A 26,381-nucleotide genomic window follows, 5' to 3' on the forward strand; every position below is an offset into this window, starting at 1 on the left:
GTGCGCGGTTCGGCGCAACGGGGTCACCCGTCGGCGTCGTCCGGCTTGCCGGGCGGCGTGGCGTCTGGATTGTCGCGGGGCGTGACGTCCGGCTTCGACCAGGGCCAGTTGAGCCGGCGGGGCGGGACGCCCTCCGGGGCGTACTCGTACTTCCAGCGGTTGGTCAGGCCGACCTTGCCCGGTCCCCGGGGGACGCGGCGGTAGACGAGTACGGTGTCCGGTCCGCCGTCGGGGTCCGGGACGGGGATGCGGTACGTCTTGGGCGGGTGGCCGGTGATGCCGACGAGGACGGGCAGGACTCTGCCGTCCATGGGGCCGCCCTCGAAGGGGGTGTCTTCGCTCTTCACGGGATCAGTGTCAGACATCCTCGGCGAGCGCCTGGACCAGGGCGTCGGTCTGCGGGTCGCGGCGGGCGGTCACCGTCAGCATCGCCACGAACTGCTCGACGAGCCAGTCGCGGAGCTCCTCGGCGGGGGGCTGCTTGTCCTCGTCGAGCCAGATGAGCGACGACGCCTCCACGGCGGTGATCCACATGCGGATGGTCATGCGCAGGCGCCGCCCCGGCTCGGTGACCTCCAGGTGCCGGACGATGTGCTCGGCGGCGGCACGGCGTACGCCGTCGACGATGGCGGTGGTGCGGGACGTCTCGACGACGCTGCCGCCCTGGAGGAGGGCGCTGAACCCGGCGTCGTGCTGGTCGACGAAGGTGAGGTAGCGGTCGAGGGCGCGGGACAGGCGGGGGAGGAGGGGGCCCTCGCGGGGTTCGTCGAAGCAGTGCTGGAGCTCGTCGGCGGCGGAGCGCAGGGCGGCCTCGTAGAGCTGCTGCTTGCCGCCCGGGAAGTAGCGGTACACCAGGGGCCGCGAAACCCCGGCCGCCTCCGCCACGTCGTCGAGGGACACCTCCTCCGGGGCGCGGTGGGCGAAGAGGGTCAGCGCGGAGGTGAGCAGCTGACTGCGGCGTTCCTCGACGCTGAGTCGCCGGTAGGCGGGGGTGGGGGCGGCTGGTGTCATGCCTCGAAGCGTAATCGGGGGGCCGGAGGGCTGCGTAGCGGTGGGGATGCGGGCCTGCGCCCGGCGCCGGGTGGTGGGTCGGGGCCGTGTCGGGGGGTGTTCGTCCAGTGACGCCGCGACGCCCCACCCGGATCCACCGAGTGGGGCGCCTGATCCTCCCCCTACGCCAGCAGCCCCGACGACTTCCACAGGCGTCGTCCGACTCCCCGCAGCACCCCGATGTCGTCGAGGAAGTCGGTCAGGCGCTTGGAGCCGTTCTGCATGACCTCCCGGCGGTGTCCGCTCGCCCGTACCTGGGCGAGGGCCTCTCGCTTGTCCAGGCCGACGTTCGTGTAGACGTCGGGGTTGACGAAGGCCACCGAGAAGACGCGGGCGAACTCGCCGGAGGTGACGCGGGTGAACTCCTGGGACCACTTGGGGGCCGTCACCATCTGGCGGCGGAGTTCCTCGCGGGCGTAGCGGACGTGGCGGGCCTCCTCCACGACGTGGATGCGGGTGACGCCGCGGACCAGGGTCTGGACGCGCTCGTCGGGGAACGTCAGCCGCTGCATCCAGTCCAGGACCTCCTCACCCAGCAGGGTCGCCGTGAAGGAACCCGGCGTGGTGGAGATGGTCTTGAACAGGCGGCCCAGGTGCTGGTGGGCGCGGCTGACCGGGTACCAGGGCGTGTCGCCGTGGGAGATCAGGCGGGCGAACATCTTGGAGTGGCGGCACTCGTCCTCGATCTCGGTGAGCGCGTAGCGGACGTGCGCGCTCGTGGCCGCCTTGTCGTAGATGTGCCGCACCAGCAGCTGCATCAGGATGATCTCGAACCAGATGCCCAGGGACGCCAGGGCCGCCGCCTCGTGCTGGGAGAGCAGGATCCGCTGCTCCTCGCCCATCCGCTTCCACAGCGGGGTGTCGTAGAGCGACACCAGCTCCGGCGGCCAGAACCACTTGCCCTCCTCGAAGGGCGCGTCCCAGTCCAGTTCCTTGTCCGGGTCGAAGGAATGCTTGGCGGAGGAGTCGAGCAGCCGCTGGGCCACCTGCTCCCGGTCCTTCAGCAGGCCGAGGGCATCGCGCAGGCCGTCGAGCGCGTCGGCTTCCGTCAGGGTCGTCATGGCTGCCCACCTCGTTGTGCACACGTCACTGTTTCTCTTATGAGACTGCCTGTCAGCAAGCTCGTCAATCCCCTGCGCGCTACTTGTTGACCCGGTGTCTACCTTCTGTGAGCCTGCGGGCATGCCGACCTTCGACCTGTACACCGAGGAACCGGAAGAGCCCGTCCGGCAGGTGCCGGCGAGCGGCGCGGCCCGTTTCACCTGGGAGTACGACGACGGGCGCGACCGCCTCCTGGCCCTCTACCAGAAGGGCAAGGACAAGCAGTGGGACGGCCGGAAACGCATCGACTGGGAGTTGGAGGTGGATCCGTACGATCCGCTCGGGACCCCCGATGAGGCGATGTCCCTCTACGGGACCAGGCACTGGGCGAAGCTGACGGACAAGGACAAGGCCGACCTGCGCCGGCACTACGCCTCCTGGCAGTTCAGCCAGTTCCTGCACGGCGAGCAGGGCGCGATGATCTGCGCCGCGCGGATCGTGGAGTCGGTCCCCGACCTGGACGCGAAGTTCTACTCCGCGACCCAGACCATGGACGAGGCCCGGCACGCCGAGATCTACGGCCGCTTCCTGCACGAGAAGATCGGGCTGCTGTACCCGATCAACGACAACCTCCAGTCCCTGCTGGACGACACGCTGCGCGACGCGCGCTGGGACATGCCGTACCTGGGCATGCAGGTGCTGATCGAGGGCCTCGCACTGGCCGCCTTCGGCATGATCAGGGACACGACGGACAAGCCGCTGCCGAAGCAGATCCTCGCGTACGTCATGCAGGACGAGGCCCGGCACGTGGCCTTCGGGCGGATGGCCCTGCGCGACTACTACCGGCAGCTCACGGACGCCGAGTTGAGGGAGCGCGAGGAGTTCGTCATCGAGGGCTGCTACCTCATGCGCGACCGGCTGCGGGGCGTGGAGGTCCTGGAGAACTTCGGCATCCCGAAGGCCGAGGCGGAGGAGTGCAGCGAGCAGTCCGAGTTCCTCACCCTGTTCCGCAAGCTCCTCTTCAGCCGCATCGTCCCCTGCGTCAAGGACATCGGCCTGTGGGGCGAACGCCTCCAGCAGGCCTACGTCGACATGGGCGTCCTGGAGATGGGCGACTCCAGCCTGGACCTGCTGATGTCCGAGGACGAGGAGATCGCCGAGCGACTCGACGCCGAGCGCTTCGCGGCGGAGGAGAAGGAGCGGGTCGCCGAGGTGCAGGGGGCGATCGACGCGGGGCGGCGGGCCGTGGAGTGAGCGCCCGTCAGAGTGCGCAGCCCAGCCCCTCCGGCACTTCGCCGAGCAGCGGTGCCGCGCCCTGGGGCGGGAACTGGGTCCGCAGCGTGAAGGCGTACGGGGTCGGGCCGTGGGTGCGGATGTGGAGGAGGCGGGACTCCGCCTCCGCGACCGTGGGGCGGTGGCCCGCCGGCACCCACCACAGGGCGACCATGGCCTCCTCGATGCGTTCGAACCACTCCCGGCGGCGGGCGAGCATCTCCCGGTGCCTGCCCTGGTACATGTACGCCGTCAGCGAGTCGGCGTCGCGCCACACCGACATGTTGAGGATCAGCCAGGAGTCGCCGAAGACGGACACGTCCGTGGCGTTGCCGGTGTCGCCCTGCAGGCGCCAGACGAAACCGTCGGCCGCGTCGGCGTCGGCGTTCACCGGGTCCAGGTTGTCGACGAAGTCCTTCAGTTGCGGGGAGTCCAGCGGTGCCTTGAGACGGGCGATGTTGACCTCGGCGAGTTCGTACGCGGCAGCAGGCTCAGTCATGTACCGAACGTTAGGTCGGGAGTTTTCGAGGTGGTAGTCCCGTCTCACCAACTGGGCAACCCTCACCGGGACTTGAGGACCGCCTCCATCACCGCCCGCGCGATCGGCGCCGCGTCACCGCCTCCGCTGATGTCCCTGCGCTGCGCCTCCGCGTCCTCCACGACGACCGCGACCGCCACGCGCGCCGCCAGGTCGCGCTCACCCTGCGCCCAGGAGACGAACCAGGCGTACGGCGTCCCGGAGTTGCCGAGGCCGTGCTGGGCGGTGCCGGTCTTGCCGCCGACCTTGGCGCCGCGGATGGCGGCTCTGCGTCCGCCGCCGTTCTCGACCACGTCCCGCATCATCGCCCGCAGCCGGACGGCGGTGGACGGGTACATCGCCTGGCGGATCGCCCGCGAGCCGGCTGTAGCGAGGGTGCTGCCGCCCGGCCGGGTCGTGCGCTCCACCAGGTAGGGGTCCCGCACCTGCCCGCCGTTGGCCACGGCCGCGGCGACCATCGCCATCTGCAGCGGTGTGGCGCGGGTGTTGTACTGACCGATCGACGACAGCGCCAGCTGTGCCTTGTCCAGGGTGGTGTCGAAGGTGGACCGGGCCACCGGGAAGGGGATCCTCAGCTCCCCGTTGTTGAAGCCGAACGCGTGCGCCGTGGCCGTCATGTCGGTCACGCCCACCTCCACACCGAGCTTGGCGAACACCGTGTTGCAGGAGAGGGTGAAGGCCTCGCGCACGGAGGCGTCCTTGCAGCCCTTCGACGCGTTGGTCAGGCGCGTCCGCGTCCCGGGCAGCCGGTAGGGGTCGGGGGAGCCGGTCGGCGCCTCCAGGTCCGTGACCACACCGGCGTCCAGCGCGGCGGCCGCGGTGACGACCTTGAAGGTCGAGCCCGGCGGATACGTCTGCCGCACCGCCCGGTTGAGCATCGGGCGGTCCTTGTCCCCGTTGAGCCGCGTCCAGGCCCGGGCCGCCGCCGAGCCGTTGCCGGACAGCGGCTGGGGGTCGTAGGACGGGGCGGACACCAGGGCCAGGATCCGGCCGGTCGACGGCTCCAGCGCCGCCACCGCGCCCTTGCGGCCCGCGAGTCCCTTGTACGCGGCCTCCTGTGCTGCCGGGTGCAGTGTCGTGACGACGTCTCCACCGGCGTTGCGCGCACGCGTGAAGTCGTTCCACAACGGGAACGGCGCGAGCATCGGATCCGCCCCGGACAGCACGCCGTCCTCGGCGCTCTCCAGGAGCGTCGTCCCGTACAGCTGGGAGGCGAAGCCGGTGACCGGGGAGTACAACGGGCCGTCGGTGTAGGTCCGTTCGTAGCGGAGGTGCTCGCGGGTGTCCTTGGAGCCGGTGACGGGCCGCCCGCCGACCAGGATGTCCCCGCGGGGCTGCTCGTAGCGCGTGATGTCGGGGCGCCGGTTGGCCGGGTTGCGGTCGTACGCCGGTGCCTGGACGACCTGCACGCGGGCGGCGTTCAGCAGCAGGGCCACCAGCAGCAGGGCGCAGAAGTATCCGGCGTGCCGGATGTGCCGGGTCACCGGGTGTCCTGCCCGTCGTAACTCCGCCGGGCCGAGTCGCTCACCCGGACCAGCAGCGCCACGATCGCCCAGTTGGTGACCACCGACGAGCCGCCCTGCGCCAGGAACGGCATCGCCATGCCGGTCAGCGGGATCAGGCCGGTCACCCCGCCCGCGATCACGAACACCTGGAGCGCTACCAGCGAGGCGAGGCCGACCGCCAGCAGCCGGCCGAACGGCTCGCGCTGCGCGAGGCCCGCCCGAAAGCCGCGCTCCACCAGCAGGCCGTAGAGGAGGAAGATCGCGGACAGGCCGGCCAGGCCGAGTTCCTCGCCCGCGGTGGCCAGGATGAAGTCCGACTTCACGGCGAAGCCGATGAGGACCGAGTGGCCGAGTCCTAGGCCCGTGCCGAGCATGCCGCCCTCCGCGAAGGCGAACAGCGACTGGGCGAGCTGGTTCGCGCCCTCGCCCGCCTCGATGGAGGCGAAGGGGTGCAGCCAGGTCTCGATCCTGCTGTGCACGTGCGGCTCCAGCCGGCCCACGGCGACCGCGCCCAGCGCGGCCAGCAGCAGGCCGACCGCGATCCAGCCGGTGCGGCCGGTGGCGACGTAGAGGAGGACCACGAACAGGCCGAAGAACAGCAGCGAGGTGCCGAGGTCGCGTTCCAGGATCAGCACGCCCACGCTCACCAGCCAGACGGCGACGATCGGGCCGAGGACGCGGCCGGTGGGGAGCTGGAGCTTCCAGATGCGGCGGCCGGTGTAGGCGAGGGCGTTGCGGTTCGCCGCCAGGTACGCGGCGAAGAACACCGCCAGCAGCACCTTCGCGAACTCGCCCGGCTGGATGGAGAACCCGGCGATCCGGATCCAGATGCGGGCCCCGTTCACCGCCGGGAACAGGATCGGCAGCGTGAGCAGGACCAGGGCCGCGACCACACAGACGTACGTGTAGCGCTGGAGCACCCGGTGGTCACGCAGCAGCAGGACGACCAGGATGAACAGCGCCACGCCCAGCGTCGACCACACCAGTTGGGCCGGTGCCGCCCGGTCGCCCGGGGTCTCCAGGTCGAGCCGGTAGATCAGCACCAGGCCCAGCCCGTTGAGCAGCACTCCGATCGGGAGCAGCAGGGGGTCGGCGTACCGGGCCCGCAGGCGTACCGCCAGATGGGCCAGCAGCGCCAGTACGCCGAGGCCGGCGCCGTAGCCGGCGGCGCCGGGCGGGAGCGCTCCGTGCCGGGCGAGGCCCACGGCGCAGTAGCCGTACACCGACAGCAGGACGGCCAGCACGATGAGGGCGAGTTCGATGCCGCGGCGCCGGGGGAGGCGGCGGACGGCGGGCGTGGGCGGGTCCGCCGTCGCCACGGTGATTCCGGCCTTGCTCATGTCCGGAACCTACCCAAACAGTGCGTCTTGTGTGCCTTTGGGTGACCGAGTGTCAGCACCAGCGTGGCGCGGGGCCGATGTTGTCGATGTACCGGGCCGCGCCCCAGGCCCAGGTGCCGTCCGTCAGCAGGTACCAGAGCGGATTGCCCTGCACGGTCTCGCCGCCCGTCTTGCAGAAGATCCGGACGACGTCGCCCCGGTGGGCGAACCGGATGATCTGCGAACCGCGGTTCGGGGCGCTGCGCAGCGCCAGCGTGTCCGCCGTGACGACACCCTCGTAGAGGTCCTGGTCTTGGTTCTGGTGGTTTCCGTTGCCGTTTCCGTTGCCGTTTCCGTTGCCGCCCGTCGGGTCCCAGTCGTCGTGCGCGGCGGCGGCGGGCGTGACGGCGGCCGCGGCGGCGAGGAGCCCGGCGACGGTGGCTATGGAGAGACGGGTGCGCAGGGACATGGGGGTTACCTCCATGTGGTGGCGAACGTACAGAAGCTGACTAATCGCCACATTAGGAGCGCCCAGGGGGTGCCGCCCCTCACGCTGGGCCATAGGAGGACGTGTCCCGGGCTCTCACTCCGCCGTGAGGTTCAGGGTGGCCACCGCCCCGCCCTCCGGCGCGTTCGCGAACTCCAGCCGGGCTCCCAGCACCTCGGCCTGCCCCCGCGCGATGGTCAGCCCCAGCCCGTGCCCCCGCGTACCGCCCTCCGTGCGGAACCGCTGCGGCCCGTGCGCGACCAGGTACTCGGGAAACCCGTCCCCGTGGTCGCGGACGGTCACCACCGGACCGTCCACGGTCAACACCACGGGCCCCCGCCCGTGCTTGTGCGCGTTCGCCACGAGATTGCCCAGCACCCGCTCCAGCCGCCGCCGGTCCGTCTCCACGGACGCATCCCGTACGACCCTGACCTCCGTGCCGTCCCCCGCCGCCCGCACCGCTCGCTCGGCCAGCGGCCCCAACTGCTCGATGTCCAGCTCCAGCCGCTCCCTGCCGGTGTCCAGCCGGGAGATCTCCAGCAGGTCCTCGGTGAGGGTGCGCAGCGCCGCCACCCGGTCGCGGACCAGTTCCGTCGGACGGCCCGGCGGCAGCAGTTCCGCCGCCGCGTGCAGCCCGGTCAGCGGCGTGCGCAGCTCGTGCGCGACATCCGCCGTGAACCGCTGCTCGGCCAGCAGCTTGCCCTGGAGCGAGGCCGCCATGGAGTCCAGCGCGGACGCGACCGCGGCCACCTCGTCCTGCGGGCTGGCCTTCGTGCGCGGCCCCGTGCGGGGGTCGTTCACGCGCGCGTCCAGATCGCCCGCGCTGATCCGCCGGGCCACCAGCGCCGTGGTGTGCAGCCGCCGGGTCACCCGCGTCACCGCGAACGCCCCGACCAGCAGCGTCGCCCCGATCGCCAGGCCCGACGACCACACGATCGCCCGGTCGAGGCCCTCGATCGTGCGGGCCTGCTGCGAGTAGTCGACCGCCACGGCCAGCGCCCGCTCGCCGTCGACGGGACCCGCCGCCCACATCGTGGGGCGTCCCGCGCGGTCGGCGACCATCGTGCCGCGGTCCCCGGCCACCGCCAGCTCCCGCAGCTCCCCGGGCAGCTCCGGCGGATCCACCCCGGCGCCCCGCCGGAGCGTGTCCCCGGCCTCGTACCGCTCCGTCGCCTGCGTCAGCCGCTGCAGCGCCTGGTCACGAGCCTGTCCCACGGTCTGGTTCGTCACCTGCACATGCACCAGGACGCCGAGCAGAGCCGCCAGCGCGCAGCACATCACCGTGATGAACGCGGCGGCCTTCGCGGCGAGCGTTCCGGTCCACAGGGGGAGCGCCGGTCTCATCCGCCACCCGCCGAGGAGGAGCCGGACGGGGAGCCGTCGGGGGAGGCCGACGGCTGCCGGGAGTGCTGGCGCGGACCCGTGCGCAGCATCTCGTCGTGTGTGAGGAGCATGGCCCGCTGGTCCCGGTCCCAGGTCCACTGCAGGCGGTACTCGTAGCCCGCGACCTCCGACGGCGAGCGGATGACCAGGGAACGTCCGGCCAGCTCGACGCCGCTCAGCGCGTCCTCCCACGCCATCACCTGCACCAGCCGGTCCTTCTCGACGGTGTAGACACGGACCGCGGTCGTCTTGCCGGGCAGCAGGGGGAAGCCCAGCGTCAGGTCGTCGCGCCCGTCGCCGGTCAGGTCCCGGTAGTACGGCCTGAGCACCGGGCACTTTCCGTGCCCCGGGCCCTTCGCGCAGTCGGCCATCCTGCGCTTCGTGTCGCGGTAGGGCGCCTTGTCGCCGTCGTAGTCGCCCGGGCTCCCGGCGATCTCGGCCCGGACGATCTTGACCGGATCCACCCGGCGGATGTCGTCGCCGGGCACCTTCACCCCCTTGACCACCTCGGTGTTCACCTCGCCGATCTCGAACGCCGGGCTCGACGCCGGGGTCAGCTCCGGCCAGAGCCGGGCTGGCCCCTCCGCCGTCGGGGTCGACCCCGCGCCCTCCAGCCCGCCGGCGTCCCCGCAGCCCACGGCGGCGGCCAGCAGCAGGGCGACGACGGCGAGGCGACGGGCGGCCTGTCCGGGGCGGCTGAGGGGCACTGCACTCCTGGCGGTTCGTGGGCGATCACACGGGCGGACGCGACCGTCGGCCGCGTACACCTTATTCGTAGGGAAGTCCCATTTGCGCGAGAGGGCGGCCGTAAGTGTGCGGTCGTAGGTGTGCAGCCGTGGGCGTGCAGTCGTGGGTGTGCCGTGCTACTCGGTGAGCTCCTCCAGCAGCCGGGCCGTGGCCAGCCCGGCCCGCAGGTACTCGACGAACAGGTCGTTGTGCAGCGCCCAGGGCGAGCGGCGGGCCCGGATCAGCCGGATCGCCGCCTCGGCGGAGCTGCCCTGGCGCATCAGCGCGTGCGCGATGACGAGACCGGAGCGGTTGTACCCGTGGTAACAGCGGACGAGGACCCTGCGGCCCTCGTCCATGGCCTCGCACGCGGCCTCGGCCAGCCGTATCACCCCGGCGAGCTGCGTCCCGTCCAGCGGCCCGTCGGGGATCGGCCACACATGGTGCCGGACCCCGGGATCGGGCCCGTGGCCCGGCAGCCGCAGCAATGTCTGCACGAGCTCGAACTCGTCCCGTACGACGGCGAACTCCGGATGGCCCATGGCCCCCGTGTACTCGTGACCGCCCATCCAGAGCCCGGGGACGACCTCGTTCCACGGACTCTCCGGAGCGGGCACGTCGGGTTTACTGCGGGTACGCAACGGCGCCTCCCCACCACTACCGCCCGAGGGTCCGCGGGCAGGCCCAACTCCTCAAAGGTAACCGGGTTCTTGCCCCCGCAGCACCCCGCCTGTTCCCATGGAACGGGGTGATGGTGCATGAACGGACTGCGCGTCATACCGACCTGGCGGCACGGCCGGGAGCGGCTGTACGTCTGCCTCCCGGACGGCAGGAACATCGCCTGGTACGACCGTGAGTCGGCCCGGGTGAACCTGCTCGGCGAGGACCGCGAGGACGACGTCCTGCGGGCCCTCGGGCCCTTCATCACCGGCTCCGTGACGGTGGGGCCGCCCCTGGTGCCGACCCCCGCCGAACTGGCCCGCCTCACCCTCCACCCCGACGACGACCTGGCCCCCAACCGCCCCGGGGAGGCCCTCATCGTCGCCCTCGACCGCGACCCCGGCCCCACCCACCGGCTGCGCCCCGACCCGCGCCGCAGGGCCCTGGCCGCCGAGCAGACGGTCGGCGACGCCCTGGACCGCCTCGACAGCGCCGGCTGGCACGCCCTGCACTCCGTGCCGCTCCCCGGCGGCGACCGCATCCACCACCTGCTGATCGGTCCCGGCGGCCTCTACGCCGTCCACAGCCTCCACGCCCGCAAGCAGCGTGTCCTGATCGCCGACCCCATGGTCACCCTGGGCCGCCGTGACCCCCAGCCCCTCCTCCGCCGCCTCCGCGGCGACGCCGACCGCGCCTCCTACGCCCTCACGGCAGAGGTCCGCCCGGTGCTCGCCCTGGTGGACCCGGCGGCCCTCTCGATCCCGACCGCCCCACGCGGGGTCAACGTCCTGACGTCCGCGGAGGTGGAAGGCCTGTCCCAACGGGGCGCAGTCCTGAAACCGGCAGACGTGGAGGCCCTGCACGCGATGGCCCGCGACCGGAACACGTGGGCGCGGGTGTGAAGGGGGCGGGGTGTACGGGGGGCGTCCGGGCGGCTTGAGGGCGTCCCGGGGCCGGAGCACACGCGCCGCCCGACTCGCACTCCGTCGGCCGTCCGGCTGCGGCGGGTCCGGCTACGGCAGGTCCGGCTACGGCAGGGTCCCGGCCCCCTTCGTGTCCAGGAGCGGAGCGAGCAGGTCGCCGTAGTCCTGGATCCTCGGGGCTATGTCGGCGGCATGGAGGTCCAGCCGTTCAGGCGTGCGGCACTCCTCGATCTCCTCCCAGGTCACCGGGGCCGAGACGGTCGGTTCCGGGCGGGCCCGGAGGGTGTAGGGGGTCGCCGTCGTCTTGCGGGCGGCGTTCTGGCTCCAGTCGACGAAGACCTTTCCCGGACGCAGGCTCCTGGTCATCCGGTGGAGTGCGAGCCGGGGCATGGCCTTCTCGGCCTCGACGGCGAGTGCCTTGGCGTACTCGGACACCCGCTCGGAGGACGCCCCGCGCACGGCGGCGAGCAGATGCAGCCCCTTCGAGCCGGAGGTCTTGGCGTAGGCCTCGATGCCGTCGCGTGCGAGCCGTTCCCGCAGCCACAGCGCGACCTCGCAGCACTGCACGATGCTCGCCGGGGCCCCCGGATCGAGGTCGAACACGATCCGGTCGGCCTCGTCCGGCGTACCGACGAGCCACTGATGGGTGTGGAACTCGGTCACGAGGTTCGCCGACCACATCAGGCTCGGCAGATCCTGCACCAGCACCATCCGCGAGGGCCCCTCGACCCGTGGCACCTCGGCGGTGGTGACCCACTCGGGCGTACCCGGCGGCACGTTCTTCGTGAAGAACACCTGCCCGTCCGGCCCGTCCGGATACCGCAGGAAGGACACCGCCCGATCACGCAGATGGGGCAGCAGGACCTCGGCGACGGTGGCGTAGTAGTGCAGCACCTCGCCCTTGGTGAAGCCGGTGGCGGGATACAGCACCTTCTCCAGATTGCTGAGAGCGAGCCGTCGCCCCTCCACCTCTGTGATAGGCGCCATACGATAAGAATCCCACGCAAACCGTGACGAACACTCCCGAGCGTGACCGGAAGGGTGCTGCACGTGAGATCCATATGGAACGGCGCCATCTCGTTCGGCCTGGTCAGCATTCCGATCAAGCTGGTGAACGCCACCGAGAGCCACTCGATCTCCTTCCGCCAGATCCACACCGAGGACGGCGGCCGCATCCGCTACCGCAAGTTCTGTGAACTGGAGGACCGCGAGGTCACCCAGGGGGAGATCGGCAAGGGGTACGAGGACGCGGACGGCACGATCATCCCGATCACCGAGGAGGACCTGTCCAGCCTGCCGCTCCCGACGGCCAAGACGATCGAGATCGTCGCCTTCGTCCCGGCCGACCGGATCGATCCGCTCCAGATGGACGCGGCGTACTACCTCCAGGCCAGTGGCGCCCCGGCCGCGAAGCCGTACACCCTGCTGCGCGAGGCGCTGAAGCGCAGCAACAAGGTGGCGATCGCGAAGTTCGCCCTGCGGGGACGTGAGCGCCTGGGCATGCTCAGGGTCGTCGGCGAGGCCATCGCCATGCACGGCCTGCTGTGGCCGGACGAGGTCCGTGCCCCCGAGGGCCTGGCCCCCGACACCGACGTCACCGTCCGTGACCAGGAACTGGACCTGGCGGACGCCCTGATGGACACCCTGGGCGAGGTCGACCTGGAGGACCTGCACGACGAGTACCGCGAGGCCGTGGAGGAGGTCATCGCCGCGAAGGCCGCCGGCGAGGCCCCGCCCCAGGCCCCGGAACCCGCCGCGGGCGGCAAGGTCCTGGACCTGATGGCGGCCCTGGAGAGCAGCGTCCGCGCTGCTCGCGAGTCCCGGGGCGAGGAGGCCGAGCACGCCGAGGTGAAGTCGCTCCCGCAGCGCAAGACGGCCCGCGCGGCCCCCAAGCAGACCGGCGGCAAGAAGTCGACGTCCACCACGAAGAAGACGGCCGCCAAGAAGACCACGGCCGCGAAGAAGTCGACGGCCAAGTCGGGCCAGGGGTCGGCCAAGAAGACGGCGTCGAAGAGCACCGCGAAGAAGACGACCGCGAAGAAGTCGGCGTCCCGCAAGCGCTCGGCCTGATCCGCCTCGGCTCGGCCGTGGGCCCCCGCATTCCACGGCACCCCGGCGCGCCGCGAACCGGTCCTCGGCGTGCACGGACTGCCCCGCCCGGAACCGTCAGACGCGACCGTCAGACGCGATCGTCAGACGTGACCGTGCCGTCCCGTCTGCACGGCGACCACTGGGACCGCCGTGCCGATCCTGACCGCACCGCACCGCACGGCGGTCACGGCGGGCACGCCCGCGTGCCGTGCGGTCCCGGGGCGGTCCCGGAGGTCTGCTGATGCGGGCCCTCAGGTCAGGCCACCCGCCTCTCCTCCGGCCCGGACTCTTCCTCCTCCTCGTCCGGCAGATGGACGTCGCCGACGGCGATGTTGACCTCCACGACCTCCAGGCCGGTCATCCGCTCCACCGCGTTGACGACGTTGGTCCGGATGTCCGCCGCGGTGTCGACGATGGCGGCGCCGTACTCGACGACCACATCGAGATCAACGGCGGCCTGGCGCTCGCCGACCTCCACCTTGACCCCCTGGGTGACGCCGCCGCCCCCGCCCGGCACCCGCTGACGCACGGCCCCGAAGGCCCTGGTCATTCCTCCGCCGAGGGTGTACACCTCGGGGATCTCCCGGGCCGCCATGCCCGCGATCTTCGCGACGACCGTGTCCGCGATGGCGGTGCTCCCGCGGGTGCCGGGAGCACCCTTGCCGCCCTGCGATGTCGCCCCGTCCTGCCTGCCCGTTGTGTTCGTGCGCTGAGTGGTCTCCGTCATGACCGTCACCTCGATGATCGGTGAGGGGGTGAGCAGCGTCGTTCCTCTCCACGGTAGAACAATGGTGCGTATGGGGCGAAAGTGGTGATTCGCCCTCTTCGCGCTTCACCCTTCCCGGGTGAGGCCCTCCCCGTCTTGCCGTGGGCACGCTGAAAGCGGCACGCGTCATCGGCCGGGGCCGCCCCGCGCCGACCGCGCCCGGATGGAGGACGGACATGAGCGCGCAGTACCTCGCCTACGACTTTCCGCTGTTGAGTGCCTTCTGGACGGTGTTCTGGATCTTCCTGTGGATCATGTGGTTCGTCCTGCTCTTCCGGATCGTCGTCGACATCTTCCGCGACGACTCCCTGAGCGGCTGGGCCAAGGCCGGCTGGCTGGTGTTCGTCTGCGTCCTGCCGTTCCTCGGCGTGTTCATCTACGTGATCGCCCGCGGCAAGAACATGGGCAGCCGCGAAGTGGCACAGGCGCGCGCCCAGCAGGAGGCGTTCGAGAGCTACGTCCGGGACACGGCGAAGGGCGGCGACAAGCGGGCCGGCAGCGTCGACGACCTCGCCAGGCTGTCCGAGATCCGCGCCCGCGGCGACATCACGGACGAGGAGTTCCGCAGGGCGAAGGAACTGGTCCTGGCCGGCGGCCACCCCTCACCGGACGACCTGGGAACGAGGGGACAGGCATGACCACCACGCACCCGGGAGGCGCCCGTACGTCCATGCGGGAATGGGCCACCGGCGTGACCGTCTTCGCGGCCATCATGCTCATGATCGGCGGCATTCTCGACATCATGCGCGGCATCGCGGAGATCGCCGACGACGACATCTTCGTCTCGACGCGGAACTACGTCTTCGCGTTCGACCTCACCGCCTGGGGCTGGATCCACCTCGTCCTGGGCGTGCTCGCCTTCGTCGTCAGCTTCGGGCTGTTCATGGCGTCGACATGGGCTCGCGTCGTCGGCGTGGGCATCGCCGGCCTCGTCATCATCGCCAACTTCCTCTCCCTGCCGTACTACCCGGTCTGGTCGATCGTGATGATCACCATCTCGGGGTTCATCATCTGGGCCCTGTGCGTGATGAGGAAGGACGACGCCTTCGTCCCGTTCGAGAGTCCGCGGGACATGTGAGAACGCGGCCGGGGCGCGGACGTGCTCACCCGCCGGCGGTCGGCGCGCGCGGGTGCGCGGAGGCTGGGATGCTGGCAAGGGAAGTCCTGCCCGCAGCCTGGACGGACAGAGGTCGTGAGCATCATGGCCGTGACCGAAGATCGTGATCAGGACCCGGACCCGCCGGGGCCGGAAATGCTCGATCCCTCCGGTGCCCCGCTCCTCCGAGCCCGTTTCGCTCTGCCGACCACACCCGCCACGTTCCTGCGTCGCGAGCGGCTGGTCAGGCACCTCGACCGGGCGTTGCTGACCAGCCTGACCATGGTCAACGGGTCGTCGGGAGCGGGCAAGACCCTCCTGGTCGCCGACTGGGCCGCGGACCTGGAGACCCCGGTCGCATGGCTCACCGTCGACGCGGACGACTGGGCTCCCGGGCTCTTCTGGGCGTATGCGCTCCAGGCGCTGCGCGTAGCCGGCGTACCGGTGCCGGAGGAGGTCGGCTCCCCGGCAGAGGCGAGCCACGTAGACCGCGGGATGCTGGCCCGCCTGGCCGCCGAGCTCGACGGCCGCGACCGCCCCGTGGTCCTCGTGCTCGACGACTACGATCGCGTGACCGACCCCGAGATCGCCGGGCAACTGCACTTCGTCCTGCACCACGCGGGACAGGGAATGCGCCTGGTGCTCATCACCCGCACCGATCCCCTGCTGCCGATGCACCGGTACCGGGCGTCGGGCGAGATGACGGAGATCCGCGACGCCGAGCTCTCCTTCACGCGGGAGGAGGCCGCGAAACTCCTGGCCCTCCACGGTCTTCGGCTGCCCGCAAGCGCCGTGCACGCCCTGGTCGCGCGTACCCAGGGGTGGGCCGCGGGCCTGAGACTGTGCGCCCTGGCCGCCCGGCAGAGCACGGATCCCCAGAGGTACGTCAAGCAGTTCGAAGCCAGCCGCAGTGCCGTGGCCGACTTCCTGCTGGCCGAGGTGCTCGACCTGCAGAAGCCCGACACGCAGGACCTGCTGCTGCGCATCAGTGTCCTGGAGCGGTTCTGCCCCGATCTGGTCAACGCCCTGACGCTCCGGACCGATGCCGAACCGGTCCTGGCCGCGTTGCACCGCGAGAACGCCTTCGTCCAGTACCTCGGCCGCTCGTGGTACCGGCTGCATCCCCTGTTCGCGGAGATCCTCCGCGCCCATCTGCGCGAGCGCGTTCCCGGGCTGGAGCCCGAACTGCGCCGCCGGGCCGCGCTGTGGCTGCGGCGTTCAGGAGCCCTGCCCGAGGCGCTCGCCCAGGGGGCCGCCGCGGACGACTGGGAGTTCACCGCCGGCGCCGTCGTCGACGACCTGGCGATCGGGCAGTTGTTCACCGGCCTGCGCAGCGAGGACCTGTGCGACCTGTTCGCGCGGATGAGCCCCGAGACCACGGGACCGGCCGCCGACCTCGTCCGCGCGGCCCGAGAGCTGGCTCACCACGACCTCGAACACGGTCTGCACCACCTGCATCATGCCGAGGAGATCCTCGGCGGAGGCGGGCCCGACCCGGCCGCCGCCCGGCTGAGCTGCGCCCTGCTGGAGGCTCTTGCGGCACGGCTGACGGGTTCTCCGGGCCGGGCGGAGAAGGCAGCCGAGACGGCACAGGCCCTCCGGCAGGTGGTGCCGGCCCACCTCCTGGACCGGCATCCCGAGCTCACCGCCCTCCTGCTCACCCATCTCGGCTGCGCCCGTCTGTGGGCCGGTCGTTTCGAGGACGCACGCGTGGTCCTCTCGACGGTCGCCGGGCACCGCGGCGGAGCCCCGATGGCGCTTCCCCGCGTGGAGTGCCTCGGCCACCTGGCGCTGATCGACTACTTGCAGGGCTGGCCGGGCCGGGCGGAGCACCGGGCCCGGGAGGCGGCGAGCGAGGCGGAACGCTACGGCCTGCCCCGGCGGTCGGGCTCCGGCATCGGCCGGCTCGTCCTGGCCGCCGTGCTGGTCGAACGCGACGAACTCCACGAGGCGCAGGCCCTGCTGGAGGACGTGACCGCCTCGCCCGCCGTCCTCGAAGACCCGGTGATGCAGGCGAGCAGGACCATCGCCGAAGGGCGCCTGCAACTGGCCAGGGGAGACACCCGAGGCGCGCTGCAGACGGCGAACTCCTCCGTCCCCGCGGCCGTGACCTCGCCCTGGGCGGAAGACCACACGGCGCTGGTCGCCTCCGCCGCCCACCTGTCCCAGGGCAGCCCGGAGACGGCCGAGAGGGTCCTGCGACACGCGGCACACCACCGGTCGGCCTGCACGGTCCAGGCGGCACGGGCGCGGCTGGCGGCGGGGCACCGCGACGAGGCGCTGGACATGCTCGACGGCATGCCGGGCGGTGACCGGCCCGGCCCGGCGGTGACCGTCCGGGCCACCCTGGTCCGAGCCGAGGCCGCCCACCGGGCAGGGGACCGCACGACCGCCCGCCGCCTCGTCTCCGAGGCGCTCCTGGACGCCCGGCGCGAGCGGTTGCGCCGGCCGTTCCTGGAAACCGGGCCCTGGATCCGCCCGCTGCTCGGCGCGGACCCGCTGCGCGCCCCGGCCGGGGGCCGGCTCGTGGACAGCCCCGTTCCCCGGCCGGCCACGGCGATCAGGGAACCGGCGCTCGTCGTCGAGGAGCTGAGCGCACGCGAGTGCGACGTCCTGCGGCGGCTGGGCCAGATGATGTCCACCGAGGAGATCGCCGCCGACCTCTACGTGTCCGTGAACACCGTGAAAACCCACCTCAAGAGCATCTACCGCAAGCTCGCGGTGAACCGGCGCAACGACGCCGTGCGCCGCGCACGGGAACTGCGGCTGCTGTGACCCCCTTTCACGCGAGGCCACGGGGCGGGGCGATGAGCAACTCGACCACGGCGGGCAGTGAGGGATCATGCGCCGCCGGGAGGAAGCCGCGATGCACCGGACCGAACGGGACACACTCCGGGCACGCAAGGCCGAACGCCGGACCCACATGGACTACACGGGCGGCGTCTACGGCTCGATGCTCGCCGCATCGGTGATCATCGGCGCCGGCGACCTGGGCTCGTTCCCCCGCGCGGAACTGGTGCTGCTGCTGTTGCTGACGGGCGTCGTGTTCTGGATCGCGCACGTGCACGCCCAGTTGTTCGGCGCGCGCATGGCACAGCGGACCCTGGACCGCGGCACCGTACTGCACGTGTGCCGGGACGAGTGGCCGATCGTCAAGGCAGCCGTCCCGCCGGCCGCAGCCGTGGCCGTCAGTCCACTGCTGGGCCTCGATGTGGAGGGGGCCCTCTGGCTCGCCCTGTCCGTCGCCGTGGCCGGACAGGTGGGATGGTCGGTGGCCGCGGCACGGCGGGCCGGCGCCTCCCGGCGCCTGATGGCCGCCTCCGCGTCGGTCAACCTGTTCCTCGGTCTGCTGATCATCCTCTTCAAGATCGTCTTGACCCACTGACGCAGGCCGTCCGTCCCGCGGTGCGGCGTATCACCTGTACCGGGTGAGGGCGGGCGGTGCCCGGCGGCGGAGGATCGCAGGGAAGGCGCCGTCCGCCTGCCCCAGGCAGCCGGGGGGAGAGCAGCTCATGCACTACGAGATCCGCGTCGACGGACACCTGTCGGAGACGCTGTCCAAAGCATTCCCGGAGCTGGACCACGTGATGATGTCCGGTCAGACCGTCCTGTTCGGGCCGGTCGTCGACGAGGCACACCTCTACGGGCTGCTGGCCCGCTGCCAGTCGCTGGGGCTGCGGGTCGTGGAGATGCGTCAGGTGCCGGAGTGACTCGTCCGGCGAGAGACGGACGGCACCGGACCCACCGCCCCGCAACAGCGGACAGGTCACCCGCCGCGGGTGACCCGCTAACCGGCCGTGCGCGCGACGCTGATCGCCCAGCGGCCGTCCCACTCCGGGGTCCCGGGAGCGACCCGAAGAACAGGAGGAGCCATGACCATGCCGCATGGTTCGGCACCGCCCACCGGGCCGGAGCCCCTGTCCGGCGGAACGGCCCTCGGCCCGGCGGCCGACGACCCCGCGCGGGTTCTGGCGGTCCTCGGGCGTTCGTGGACGTGGATCATGGGGGCCGCGATCGCCACGCTCGTGCCGGGCGTCCTGGTCCTGGTCTGGCCGGACGAGACCCTGCACGTACTGGCCGTCCTCATCGGCCTGTACCTGCTCGTGACCGGGATGTTCCGCTTCGTCTCGTCCTTCTCCAGGGACGAGCACGGTGAACGGTTCGCCGGGCTGCTGCTCGCGGTGCTGTACGTCCTCGCCGGGGTCCTGTGCCTGCGGAACCCGTTGCAGACCATCGCCGCGCTCTCGCTGATCGTCGGCGTCGTCTGGCTGGTGTCCGGCGTGGTCACCCTCCACACCGCCCTCGCCGGCCGGGACATGCCGCACCGCGGCTTCGTCCTCGCCGCCGCGCTGCTCGGCATCGTCGCGGGGATCGTCGTGCTCGCCCTGCCGGCCGAATCGGCCCGCGCGCTGACCCGGTTGCTCGGCCTGTGGCTCGTCCTGCTCGGCCTGGTCGAGATGGCGACCGCCTTCGCGTGGCGAGCCGCACTCCGCAGAACACGTGCCCCGGCACCGCACGGACCCGACGAGACACCCTGAGTCCGCGCCCGTACGCAGCCAGGGGGTTCGAGGCAAGGAGCACCCATGGTCCCGAACAACGCCTCCGGACCCTCCCACTCGGGCGGAACCCCGGACAGCGGCCGCCACCTGACGCCCACGGAACGCGCGGAGTACGAGCGCCTGCGCGGCGCGGCGAAGGTACGCCACCGGCGTCTGCGCCATGCGGGCGCCTCCGTCCTCCTGATGGCGGCCCTCCTGCTCGCCCCCCTCGCCGTGGCCGCGGCCTGGGTGGACGACCAGGTCTCCGACACCGACCGGTACGTGCAGACCGTCACCTCGCTGTCGTCGGACCCGGCCGTCCAGGACGTCGTGATCGACCGGCTGACCAACCGTGTGGTGGAGAACGTGGACGTCGAGGCGGTGACGACCGCGCTCTCCGAGACACTCGCGGACAACGGAGCCCGACCGCGCGTCGTGGAGGGGGCCGCAGCGCTCGACGGTCCGCTGAGCTCCGCGGTCAGGACGGCCGCGGAGACCGTCATCACCCGCGTGGTCACCGGCGACGCCTTCCAGCAGGCGTGGGAGGGCGCCAACCGGCGAGCCCACGGCGCTGTGATGAACATGCTCACCGGAGAGCGCGAGGGCGCCGTTCGCGCCACGGACGGCACCATCCAGCTGGACCTCGGAGCGCTGGTCGACGAAGTACGGCAGCGCCTCGTCGACGCGGGCTTCGACAAGGCGTCCGCCATCCCGGACGCCGAGCGCACCGTCACGCTGTTCGAGACCGAGAAGCTCACCAAGGCGCAGGACGCGATGCGGCTCCTCGACGTCGTCGGCACCTGGCTGCCGGTCCTGACCGTCGTGCTCGCCGCCCTCGCCGTGTGGACCGCTCCCGCACACCGGGTGATGCTCATGGTCACGGCCACCGGCGTCGCCGTGATGATGGTGCTGCTGCTCGTCGCGCTGGCCGTCGTACGGAGGATCTACCTCGACGCGGTCCCACCGGCGACCCTGCCCACCGACGCCGCCGCCGCGATCTACGACACGTTCGTGCGCTTCCTGCGCGACAGCACCCGCACCCTCCTCGTCGTGGCCGTGATCACAGGGCTGGCCGCCTACCTGTACGGCCCCGGACGTGCGGCACGCGGGGTGCGGTCGCTCGCCCAGCGGGGCGCCGGAGCCGCAGGAGGGGCGCTGCACCGCGCCGGGGCCCGCACGGGCTCCACCGGACATTGGCTGGACACCCACCGTGCGGGGACCACCGGAGTCGTCCTCGGCGCGGGCGCCCTGGCACTCGTGCTCTGGAACCACCCCACGGTCGGCGCGGTGGCGCTCGTCCTCGGCGTGGCCCTCGCCGTCCTGGCCGTCCTGGCCGTACTCGCCGCCGCGGCGGGACCGGAGCGGGCAGCGGGCGCCGGTGAACCGCGCCGACCGGTCCCGTGACACCGGGCCGACCGGTTGCGTGAGCCATGGTCAGGAAGCCCGTCCCCGCTCAGCGCTCCCACCGGGCAAGGGCGGAGAGACTCGCGGCGAGTCTGCGCTCGGGCCCGGCGGCCCGGCTGCTGCCCCGGTTGTCGGCCGTCAACATCGTCGAAAGCGCCGTGCGGCTGGCCGCCCAGGCCTTCCTCACCGCGCTCCCGCTGCTGATGACGGTGGCGGCGTTCGCGCCGAGCGGAGTGCAGGACCTGCTCGCCGACTCCCTCCGCGCGGTTCTGGGGATCCGCGGCGACACGCTGGAGGAAGTACGCCGCGCGTTCGCCGCCACCGGACCGACACGGGAGGCCGTCGGCGCCGTGGGCGTGATCGTCACGCTCGTCTCGGCCACGGCCTTCAGCCGGGCGCTGCAGGTGGTCTGCGAGCGGTGCTGGCATCTGCCCCGGGCCCCACTGTGGGCGGCGGCCTGGCGCTGGCTGCTCTGGCTGCTCGTCTGGCTGGCCGTCCTGCTGGTCCAGGCACCGCTGCGCAAGGGCTTCGGCCTCGGCCCCGTGACCGGGATCGTGCTGTCCCTGCTGTCGGCGACGCTGCTGTGGTGGTGGTCCCAGCACCTGATGCTGGGCGGCAGGGCCGGCTGGCGCAGTCTGCTGCCGGGGGCGGTGCTGGCCGGAACGGGCACGGTCGTCCTGAGCTGGGCCGCCCGCCTGTTCATGCCCACGGTCACGCAGCGCAGCCTGGAGGAGTTCGGTCCCCTCGGCCCCGTCTTCACCTTCCTGTCCTGGCTGATCGCCGTCTTCCTGGTGGCCGTCTCGGGCCTCGCACTCGGCGAGGTGGTCGCGTCCTCCACCTGGTACCGGACGGCCGTCGCCGACCGCCACCGCGCGCAGGAAGAGCGGGAAGACCCGTGACGGTCACACGGCCGCCCGCCTCACCCGCCTCGGGTGAGGCAGCCCGGGCCTTGCCGTGGGCACGCTGAGAACGCATGCGGTCTGTGCCGTTCGTCTGCGCCCTGCCCTTCCCGGGCGGGCCGGACGACCCTCACCGGACACCATCGAAACGAGGAGCCAGGATGGCCGCCACACACCCCGGACGCACGCACACAGCCAGGCAGGAATGGGCCACGGGCCTGACGGTCTTCGCGGCCGTCATGCTCATGATCGTCGGGATCCTCGACGTCATGAGAGGCATCGCGGCGATCGCCGAGGACGACATCTTCGTCACGACGAGGAACTACACCTTCGCGTTCGACCTCACCAGCTGGGGCTGGATCCACCTCGCCCTCGGCGTGGTCGGCGTGATCGTCAGCCTGGGGTTGTTCCAGGCATCGGCATGGGCACGCGTCATCGGCGTGGGCATCGCCGGACTCATCATCATCGCCAACTTCCTCTCCCTGCCGTACTACCCGGTCTGGTCGATCGTGATGATCGCCGCGTCGGGGTTCATCATCTGGGCCCTGTGCGTGGCGAGGAAGGACGAGTCCTTCGAGTAGTCCGCGCACCCACCGCACGACGTCCGCTCCGGGCGACCCGGCGTACGACGTGCCCCGCACCGGCACGGCCCTGAGGATCCGTACCGGCGCCGGAGGGACAGGGCTGATGAGACGAAGCGGCACGACCGGGAGCCGGCCGGCACGGGGTTCACCGGCAACCACCGGAGGGCACCGTGCCGGTTGGGCGCGCCTGGCACTCCTGGCCCTCCTGGCGAGCGTGCTCGTGCCCCTCACCGTCGCCGGTCTGCGCAGCGTGCTCTGGGTGCTGGTCGGCGTCGCCGGACTGGCCCTCGCCGCGGCCGGGATGTGGTGGACCCTGGCCCACACCGGCGCCGGGCGCGTGCTGGGAGCGGTCGTGTCCGTGATCGCGCCGGCCACGGTCCTGGCGCTGTACGCCGCAGCGGGCATGCTGGGGACGGCACTGCTCTCCCTGGCCCTGTGGGCGCTGGCCGTGGCGGCGGCCCGCATCGCCTCGGCACCGGCTCACACACCCCTGCGGGAGAGGCCCCTGGCCGAGCACCCGCGTCACCCCTGGATCCTCATGAACCCGCGCTCCGGCGGCGGCAAGGTGGACCGCCACCACCTCGCGGACAAGGCCGGCGCGGCGGGCGCCCGTGTCGTCCTGCTCGGCGCCGGGCATCAGGACGTGGCCCAACTCGCCCGGCAGGCCGTCTCCGAGGGAGCCGACCTGCTGGGCGTGGCGGGCGGCGACGGCACCCAGGCCCTGGTGGCGGAAGTGGCGGCGCGGTACCGCCTGCCCTTCGTGGTGATCCCCGCCGGCACCCGCAACCACTTCGCCCTCGACCTCGGCCTCGACCGCGACGACCCGGCGGCAGCCCTGGACGCCCTCACCGACGGGGTCGAAGTCCGTGTCGACCTCGGATTCGCCGCCGACCGGGTCTTCGTCAACAACGCGTCCTTCGGCACCTACGCGACGGTCGTCAGCGACCCCGCCTACCGCGACGACAAAGTGCGCACGGCCCTGCAGACGCTGCCCGGACTCCTCACCGGCCTCGACGCCCCCCGGCTGCGGGTGCGCTCCGCCGGTGCGCACGTCGAGGGTCTGCAGGCGCTGCTCGTCAGCAACAACCCCTACCGGCGAGCCGTCGACTCGCCCCACCCCGGACGCAGGGAACGACTGGACTCGGGGCGGCTCGGTGTTCTCGGCGTACACGTCGAGAACACCGCACAGGCGGCCCGGATGGTGCGTGGTGCCCGTTCCCCGAACCTCACACGGTTCACCGCGGAGGAAGTCGTCGTCGAAGCGGACACGGACACCGTCCCGGCCGGTATCGACGGGGAGTACGTGGTGCTGCCGGCCCCGGTGGTCTGCCGCATCGCGCCCGGCGCGCTGCGCATCCACGTGCCGCGCCACCGCCCGGGAGTACCGCACGGCAGACCACCGGCCGACTGGCCCCGCGTCACCCGACTCGCCCTGGGCCGCCGGCCTCCGGCCGACGACCGGGACCCGGCACCCGCCTGACCGGAGACGGCCTGGCGAAACGGACCGGGAGCCGAGGGGTGGACTGTCCGCACGCAAAAACTCCCGACCTGTACCCCAGGTCGGGAGCGATTCCGGAAGTGCCCCCGGCAGGATTCGAACCTGCGCAGACGGCTCCGGAGGGCGCTTCGACTAGCAGAAGACGTGGTGGTCACAGAGCCAAAATCAGACCGCCGGGCTCACGTCGTCCACGAATGGTCCATGGCCTGGCGCCGATACCTGCGCCAGGCCGTGCGCTCAGTCACAGTTCAGTCAGAGCAGGAACCAGTAGTTTCCGCCCGCGACACCGACGGCCGCAGCTAGCAGCGTGAGGAAGGCCGGCGACACCGACAGAGACACGGACAGGTCGAAGTGCTTGCCGACGGACACGCGAATGTGCCGGGGGGTGGAAGCCGGGCGTCCCTGGAGACCGGCCTGGCCGTTCTGGCTCGCGTTGACAGGCGTGTCATGCTGGTAGTTCATAGGGGACCCCTTCCTGATGACGGCGACGCCCCCGCCCACCCTCCTGCTTGTGCAGAAGAGGACAAAAAGGGGCCCCACCCTGGTAAGCCAGAGTGGGGCCCCTCAATACTAAGAAGACGGTAGCGAGTTACCGAGAAGTAGGTCAACTAACCCTAGTCGCAGCCAAGTTGCACCCCCTCGTCTGTGGCTGCGCGCCTCTGCGACGAACGCAAACGCCCGGACATCCCTTCCCCATGAGGGGTGCATTACGACTTCTTCGTCCCGAAACAACTTGGGGGGAGGCGCCTAGTACTCCAGCCGTAGATCGTGATCTTCATGCTTGAGCGGCTTGTCGTCGGTAGTGGCTGGTCTGGGATCGGGCCTGGTGGCGGCGTCGCCAGACGGACCAGCCAAGCCGGTGGACAGGGTCAAAGACGCGTTGGATGACGAGCGTGATGAACAGTCGTTGGATCTCGTTGCAGGTGAGCGGTATCAGCTCGTCGGGTGAGGGATGACGGTCGTGTTCGTTTGCGCGGACGACGGCGAGGAAGGCGTGCGCAAGCATGGCCAGGGTGGCCCAGCGGGACTAGGACGAGTAGCGCCGGACCTGGTGCTCGTCCAAGGCCGCCAAGCCCTTGCCGGGCTGGAAAAACTCCTCGACCCGCCACCTTGATAGCGACGCGCACCAGGGTGGTCAGAGGCACTGCGGCCGGCGAGTAGCAGCGGTAGTACGCGAGTTCGCCGGTGCTGCGGTTGCGGCGGATCAGCAACTGCTGGCTCCCGGGCCGGGGGTCGGTGAGGTCGATGACGGCCCAGTCGTAGAAGCGGTGGCCCTTGGCCTCGACCCCTGCGGACAGCTTCTGCCAGGCCCTCTTGGGCACCTTCCTGGCCAGCGTGTCCGCGCGGAACTTCCCGGCGCCTGTGGTGACTTCGTGCGAGCAGGCCACCGCTAGGACGTAGCCGGTGCCGCGTTCCTCCAGCGCGGCGCGCAGCCTCGGGTTGCCGCCGTAGACCTCGTCTCCCGCGACCCAGGCGGCCCGGTGGCCGGCGTCGAGGAATCGGGTGACCATGCGAGCGGCCAGTTCCGTCTTGGTCGCGAACTCCGTCTTGTCACCGAGTCCGGCGGCCCGGCAGCGGTCGGGGTCGGAGGTCCAGGAACGCGGAACATAGAGTTCCCGGTCGATCGCCGCGTGCCCTCGCGGGGTCGAGTAGGCGAGGTAAACGGCTACCTGGCTGTTCTCGACGCGTCCGACGGTGCCGGTGTACTGGCGCTGGACACCGACAGTGTCGGTGCCCTTCTTCACGTCGCCGGTCTCGTCGACCGCCAGCACCGCCTCGTCGTCGTGCAGATGCTCCACCACGTAGTCACCCGCGTCGTCGCGGACCTGGTCGGCGTCCCACTTGGCCCGCCCGAGCAGGTGCTGCATGCCGTCCGGGGCCCTGTCCCCGGCCCACTCGGCGATGGTCCAGCAGTTCTTGCGCGGCAGGTCCGACAACATGCCGAGTACCAACTTCCGGGCCCGGCACCGGGATTCCACCCGCGTGAACCCTCCCGCTATCCGGCTCATCAGGCCCTCGAACGCCTCCTGCCGGCAGGCAGGGTCTACGCTGTGACCTGCGGTCACCGCATGATCGTTTGTCTTCACACACCGATGATCAACGGTGGCCGCACCCGTCTCCACAGCGCGTCAGGTTCGCGCAGGGTCTGCCTGCCGTCCTGTGTCTGGAGGACTTGTGCAACGTGGCGAAGTCTGGTGGGTGCAGTTCGCCGAGCGGAGGTTGGTCGTACTGCTGTCGGGAGACGACGCGTCCGGGATCCGGGTGATGCAGGTCGTGCTCCGGCGGGCGTCGACATCAGCCGTCTGGGCATCGAAGTGATGGTGGGCGCCGGTGAAGGACTGCCGTTCGAAGACCGTGCTGCGGCTCGCGTTCCCGCGTCCAGGCTTCACCCCTTGCACGTGGCTGACCCCTGTGTCACGGGACGACCTGATAGAGCGGGCGGCCGTCCTGTCCTCGGCGAACTCAGCGAGATTGACGACGCCCTCCGACTCGCTGAACAAGCGCAGGAGCAGACCCCGGCGACGACCGCGAAGCTCAGCGAGATAAGGGACGCTCTAAGTCTCGGTGAACTCGGATAGAGGGAGAAGGAGCCGACGGCGT

Annotated in this window: 26 protein-coding genes and 2 pseudogenes; 14 read left to right on the plus strand and 14 right to left on the minus strand. The window is 71.4% G+C overall.

All coding sequences use genetic code 11. The annotated features are described in order from the left end of the window. Nucleotides 1-23: 23 nt before the first annotated feature. The 3 genes from AB0G20_RS16170 to AB0G20_RS16180 all read right to left on the minus strand — a co-directional run bounded on the left by AB0G20_RS16170 (nucleotide 24) and on the right by AB0G20_RS16180 (nucleotide 2,111). Nucleotides 24-347, minus strand: a complete 324-nt coding sequence (locus AB0G20_RS16170) for a hypothetical protein (RefSeq protein ID WP_361301977.1) — start codon at nucleotides 345-347, stop codon at nucleotides 24-26. A 10-nt stretch (nucleotides 348-357) separates the two neighbouring features. Next, nucleotides 358-1,011, minus strand: coding sequence for a TetR/AcrR family transcriptional regulator (locus tag AB0G20_RS16175; protein ID WP_361301980.1), 654 nt, complete (start codon nucleotides 1,009-1,011; stop codon nucleotides 358-360). A gap of 161 nt (nucleotides 1,012-1,172) precedes the next feature. After that, nucleotides 1,173-2,111 (minus strand): diiron oxygenase, encoded by a 939-nt coding sequence (locus AB0G20_RS16180; protein ID WP_031108281.1) that lies wholly within the window; start codon nucleotides 2,109-2,111, stop codon nucleotides 1,173-1,175. Between the two features lie 121 nt (nucleotides 2,112-2,232). Between AB0G20_RS16180 and AB0G20_RS16185 the strand changes: the two genes are divergently transcribed. Continuing rightward, nucleotides 2,233-3,345, plus strand: coding sequence for a ferritin-like domain-containing protein (locus AB0G20_RS16185; RefSeq protein WP_361301983.1), 1,113 nt, complete (start codon nucleotides 2,233-2,235; stop codon nucleotides 3,343-3,345). 7 nt (nucleotides 3,346-3,352) lie between these two features. Here the strand turns inward: AB0G20_RS16185 and AB0G20_RS16190 are convergent, their stop codons facing one another. The 7 genes from AB0G20_RS16190 to AB0G20_RS16220 form a co-directional block, all read right to left on the minus strand. Next, the gene (locus AB0G20_RS16190; RefSeq protein WP_361301986.1) at nucleotides 3,353-3,862 is read right to left on the minus strand and encodes a DUF3291 domain-containing protein; all 510 of its coding nucleotides are present in this window, start codon (nucleotides 3,860-3,862) and stop codon (nucleotides 3,353-3,355) included. Nucleotides 3,863-3,924: 62 nt separating this feature from the next. Then, the gene (locus AB0G20_RS16195; protein WP_361301989.1) at nucleotides 3,925-5,385 is read right to left on the minus strand and encodes a penicillin-binding transpeptidase domain-containing protein; all 1,461 of its coding nucleotides are present in this window, start codon (nucleotides 5,383-5,385) and stop codon (nucleotides 3,925-3,927) included. Continuing rightward, on the minus strand, nucleotides 5,382-6,746 hold the full coding sequence (locus AB0G20_RS16200; RefSeq protein ID WP_361301992.1) for an FtsW/RodA/SpoVE family cell cycle protein: 1,365 nt from the start codon (nucleotides 6,744-6,746) through the stop codon (nucleotides 5,382-5,384). Before AB0G20_RS16200 ends, AB0G20_RS16195 begins: the two co-directional genes overlap by 4 nt. Nucleotides 6,747-6,798: 52 nt before the next feature. After that, nucleotides 6,799-7,194, minus strand: a complete 396-nt coding sequence (locus AB0G20_RS16205) for an SH3 domain-containing protein (protein WP_361301995.1) — start codon at nucleotides 7,192-7,194, stop codon at nucleotides 6,799-6,801. Nucleotides 7,195-7,308: 114 nt separating this feature from the next. Beyond that, nucleotides 7,309-8,556 carry an ATP-binding protein gene (locus AB0G20_RS16210; RefSeq protein ID WP_361301998.1) on the minus strand — a complete coding sequence of 416 codons (1,248 nt, stop codon included), beginning with the start codon at nucleotides 8,554-8,556 and terminating at the stop codon, nucleotides 7,309-7,311. After that, a complete protein-coding gene (locus AB0G20_RS16215) occupies nucleotides 8,553-9,302 on the minus strand; it encodes a hypothetical protein (RefSeq protein WP_361302001.1) in 750 nt (249 codons plus the stop codon). The genes AB0G20_RS16210 and AB0G20_RS16215 overlap by 4 nt, the downstream gene beginning before the upstream one ends. 156 nt (nucleotides 9,303-9,458) lie before the next feature. Beyond that, nucleotides 9,459-9,962 carry a dual specificity protein phosphatase family protein gene (locus tag AB0G20_RS16220; RefSeq protein ID WP_361302004.1) on the minus strand — a complete coding sequence of 168 codons (504 nt, stop codon included), beginning with the start codon at nucleotides 9,960-9,962 and terminating at the stop codon, nucleotides 9,459-9,461. A 117-nt stretch (nucleotides 9,963-10,079) separates the two neighbouring features. Between AB0G20_RS16220 and AB0G20_RS16225 the strand changes: the two genes are divergently transcribed. After that, nucleotides 10,080-10,883 (plus strand): nuclease-related domain-containing protein, encoded by an 804-nt coding sequence (locus AB0G20_RS16225; protein WP_361302007.1) that lies wholly within the window; start codon nucleotides 10,080-10,082, stop codon nucleotides 10,881-10,883. 126 nt (nucleotides 10,884-11,009) lie between these two features. Here the strand turns inward: AB0G20_RS16225 and ligD are convergent, their stop codons facing one another. Beyond that, on the minus strand, nucleotides 11,010-11,891 hold the full coding sequence (gene ligD / locus AB0G20_RS16230) for a non-homologous end-joining DNA ligase (protein ID WP_361302010.1): 882 nt from the start codon (nucleotides 11,889-11,891) through the stop codon (nucleotides 11,010-11,012). A 54-nt stretch (nucleotides 11,892-11,945) separates the two neighbouring features. Here ligD and AB0G20_RS16235 point away from each other — a divergent pair, with 54 nt between their 5' ends. Then, nucleotides 11,946-12,974 carry a Ku protein gene (locus tag AB0G20_RS16235; protein ID WP_361302436.1) on the plus strand — a complete coding sequence of 343 codons (1,029 nt, stop codon included), beginning with the start codon at nucleotides 11,946-11,948 and terminating at the stop codon, nucleotides 12,972-12,974. 277 nt (nucleotides 12,975-13,251) lie between these two features. Here the strand turns inward: AB0G20_RS16235 and AB0G20_RS16240 are convergent, their stop codons facing one another. After that, complete coding sequence (locus tag AB0G20_RS16240; RefSeq protein ID WP_361302013.1) at nucleotides 13,252-13,722, minus strand: Asp23/Gls24 family envelope stress response protein; 471 nt, start codon at nucleotides 13,720-13,722, stop codon at nucleotides 13,252-13,254. A 215-nt stretch (nucleotides 13,723-13,937) separates the two neighbouring features. Here AB0G20_RS16240 and AB0G20_RS16245 point away from each other — a divergent pair, with 215 nt between their 5' ends. From AB0G20_RS16245 to AB0G20_RS16290, 10 genes are all read left to right on the plus strand, one after another. Continuing rightward, nucleotides 13,938-14,399, plus strand: a complete 462-nt coding sequence (locus AB0G20_RS16245) for an SHOCT domain-containing protein (RefSeq protein ID WP_361302016.1) — start codon at nucleotides 13,938-13,940, stop codon at nucleotides 14,397-14,399. Further along, nucleotides 14,396-14,839 (plus strand): hypothetical protein, encoded by a 444-nt coding sequence (locus AB0G20_RS16250; RefSeq protein ID WP_361302019.1) that lies wholly within the window; start codon nucleotides 14,396-14,398, stop codon nucleotides 14,837-14,839. The genes AB0G20_RS16245 and AB0G20_RS16250 overlap by 4 nt, the downstream gene beginning before the upstream one ends. Before the next feature lie 123 nt (nucleotides 14,840-14,962). Further along, nucleotides 14,963-17,632 (plus strand): LuxR C-terminal-related transcriptional regulator, encoded by a 2,670-nt coding sequence (locus AB0G20_RS16255; RefSeq protein WP_361302022.1) that lies wholly within the window; start codon nucleotides 14,963-14,965, stop codon nucleotides 17,630-17,632. 91 nt (nucleotides 17,633-17,723) lie between these two features. Continuing rightward, on the plus strand, nucleotides 17,724-18,242 hold the full coding sequence (locus tag AB0G20_RS16260) for a hypothetical protein (RefSeq protein ID WP_361302025.1): 519 nt from the start codon (nucleotides 17,724-17,726) through the stop codon (nucleotides 18,240-18,242). A 127-nt stretch (nucleotides 18,243-18,369) separates the two neighbouring features. Then, entirely contained in the window at nucleotides 18,370-18,567 is a 198-nt protein-coding gene (locus AB0G20_RS16265; RefSeq protein ID WP_361302028.1) for a hypothetical protein, read from the plus strand. Nucleotides 18,568-18,729: 162 nt separating this feature from the next. Beyond that, complete coding sequence (locus AB0G20_RS16270) at nucleotides 18,730-19,395, plus strand: DUF308 domain-containing protein (protein ID WP_361302031.1); 666 nt, start codon at nucleotides 18,730-18,732, stop codon at nucleotides 19,393-19,395. Nucleotides 19,396-19,440: 45 nt separating this feature from the next. Continuing rightward, nucleotides 19,441-20,799 carry a hypothetical protein gene (locus tag AB0G20_RS16275; protein WP_361302034.1) on the plus strand — a complete coding sequence of 453 codons (1,359 nt, stop codon included), beginning with the start codon at nucleotides 19,441-19,443 and terminating at the stop codon, nucleotides 20,797-20,799. Between the two features lie 26 nt (nucleotides 20,800-20,825). Further along, on the plus strand, nucleotides 20,826-21,698 hold the full coding sequence (locus tag AB0G20_RS16280) for a YhjD/YihY/BrkB family envelope integrity protein (protein ID WP_361302037.1): 873 nt from the start codon (nucleotides 20,826-20,828) through the stop codon (nucleotides 21,696-21,698). Between the two features lie 161 nt (nucleotides 21,699-21,859). Next, nucleotides 21,860-22,279: a hypothetical protein gene (locus AB0G20_RS16285; protein WP_361302040.1), complete on the plus strand. Its 420-nt coding sequence runs from the start codon at nucleotides 21,860-21,862 to the stop codon at nucleotides 22,277-22,279. A gap of 217 nt (nucleotides 22,280-22,496) precedes the next feature. Further along, nucleotides 22,497-23,762, plus strand: coding sequence for a diacylglycerol kinase family protein (locus tag AB0G20_RS16290; protein WP_361302043.1), 1,266 nt, complete (start codon nucleotides 22,497-22,499; stop codon nucleotides 23,760-23,762). Nucleotides 23,763-24,032: 270 nt separating this feature from the next. Here AB0G20_RS16290 and AB0G20_RS16295 read toward each other — a convergent pair whose 3' ends face one another. Together AB0G20_RS16295 and AB0G20_RS16300 are read right to left on the minus strand one after the other, a co-directional pair. Further along, entirely contained in the window at nucleotides 24,033-24,242 is a 210-nt protein-coding gene (locus AB0G20_RS16295; protein ID WP_361302046.1) for a hypothetical protein, read from the minus strand. Nucleotides 24,243-24,555: 313 nt separating this feature from the next. After that, nucleotides 24,556-25,789, minus strand: a pseudogene (locus tag AB0G20_RS16300) (IS701 family transposase). 166 nt (nucleotides 25,790-25,955) lie between these two features. Between AB0G20_RS16300 and AB0G20_RS16305 the strand changes: the two are divergent. After that, a pseudogene (locus AB0G20_RS16305) lies at nucleotides 25,956-26,359 on the plus strand (type II toxin-antitoxin system PemK/MazF family toxin). Nucleotides 26,360-26,381: the final 22 nt, after the last annotated feature.

This window comes from Streptomyces sp. NPDC024017, assembly GCF_040638895.1.
GTDB lineage: Bacteria > Actinomycetota > Actinomycetes > Streptomycetales > Streptomycetaceae > Streptomyces.

Bases quoted from the DNA above. Each gene is read 5' to 3' on its own strand.
- AB0G20_RS16175 (WP_361301980.1), bottom strand. From the start codon at position 1,011: ATGACACCAGCCGCCCCCACCCCCGCCTACCGGCGACTCAGCGTCGAG.
- AB0G20_RS16180 (WP_031108281.1), bottom strand. From the start codon at position 2,111: ATGACGACCCTGACGGAAGCCGACGCGCTCGACGGCCTGCGCGATGCC.
- AB0G20_RS16185 (WP_361301983.1), top strand. From the start codon at position 2,233: ATGCCGACCTTCGACCTGTACACCGAGGAACCGGAAGAGCCCGTCCGG.
- AB0G20_RS16190 (WP_361301986.1), bottom strand. From the start codon at position 3,862: ATGACTGAGCCTGCTGCCGCGTACGAACTCGCCGAGGTCAACATCGCC.
- AB0G20_RS16200 (WP_361301992.1), bottom strand. From the start codon at position 6,746: ATGAGCAAGGCCGGAATCACCGTGGCGACGGCGGACCCGCCCACGCCC.
- AB0G20_RS16205 (WP_361301995.1), bottom strand. From the start codon at position 7,194: ATGTCCCTGCGCACCCGTCTCTCCATAGCCACCGTCGCCGGGCTCCTC.
- AB0G20_RS16210 (WP_361301998.1), bottom strand. From the start codon at position 8,556: ATGAGACCGGCGCTCCCCCTGTGGACCGGAACGCTCGCCGCGAAGGCC.
- AB0G20_RS16225 (WP_361302007.1), top strand. From the start codon at position 10,080: ATGAACGGACTGCGCGTCATACCGACCTGGCGGCACGGCCGGGAGCGG.
- ligD (WP_361302010.1), bottom strand. From the start codon at position 11,891: ATGGCGCCTATCACAGAGGTGGAGGGGCGACGGCTCGCTCTCAGCAAT.
- AB0G20_RS16240 (WP_361302013.1), bottom strand. From the start codon at position 13,722: ATGACGGAGACCACTCAGCGCACGAACACAACGGGCAGGCAGGACGGG.
- AB0G20_RS16245 (WP_361302016.1), top strand. From the start codon at position 13,938: ATGAGCGCGCAGTACCTCGCCTACGACTTTCCGCTGTTGAGTGCCTTC.
- AB0G20_RS16250 (WP_361302019.1), top strand. From the start codon at position 14,396: ATGACCACCACGCACCCGGGAGGCGCCCGTACGTCCATGCGGGAATGG.
- AB0G20_RS16255 (WP_361302022.1), top strand. From the start codon at position 14,963: ATGGCCGTGACCGAAGATCGTGATCAGGACCCGGACCCGCCGGGGCCG.
- AB0G20_RS16260 (WP_361302025.1), top strand. From the start codon at position 17,724: ATGCACCGGACCGAACGGGACACACTCCGGGCACGCAAGGCCGAACGC.
- AB0G20_RS16265 (WP_361302028.1), top strand. From the start codon at position 18,370: ATGCACTACGAGATCCGCGTCGACGGACACCTGTCGGAGACGCTGTCC.
- AB0G20_RS16270 (WP_361302031.1), top strand. From the start codon at position 18,730: ATGACCATGCCGCATGGTTCGGCACCGCCCACCGGGCCGGAGCCCCTG.
- AB0G20_RS16275 (WP_361302034.1), top strand. From the start codon at position 19,441: ATGGTCCCGAACAACGCCTCCGGACCCTCCCACTCGGGCGGAACCCCG.
- AB0G20_RS16280 (WP_361302037.1), top strand. From the start codon at position 20,826: ATGGTCAGGAAGCCCGTCCCCGCTCAGCGCTCCCACCGGGCAAGGGCG.
- AB0G20_RS16285 (WP_361302040.1), top strand. From the start codon at position 21,860: ATGGCCGCCACACACCCCGGACGCACGCACACAGCCAGGCAGGAATGG.
- AB0G20_RS16295 (WP_361302046.1), bottom strand. From the start codon at position 24,242: ATGAACTACCAGCATGACACGCCTGTCAACGCGAGCCAGAACGGCCAG.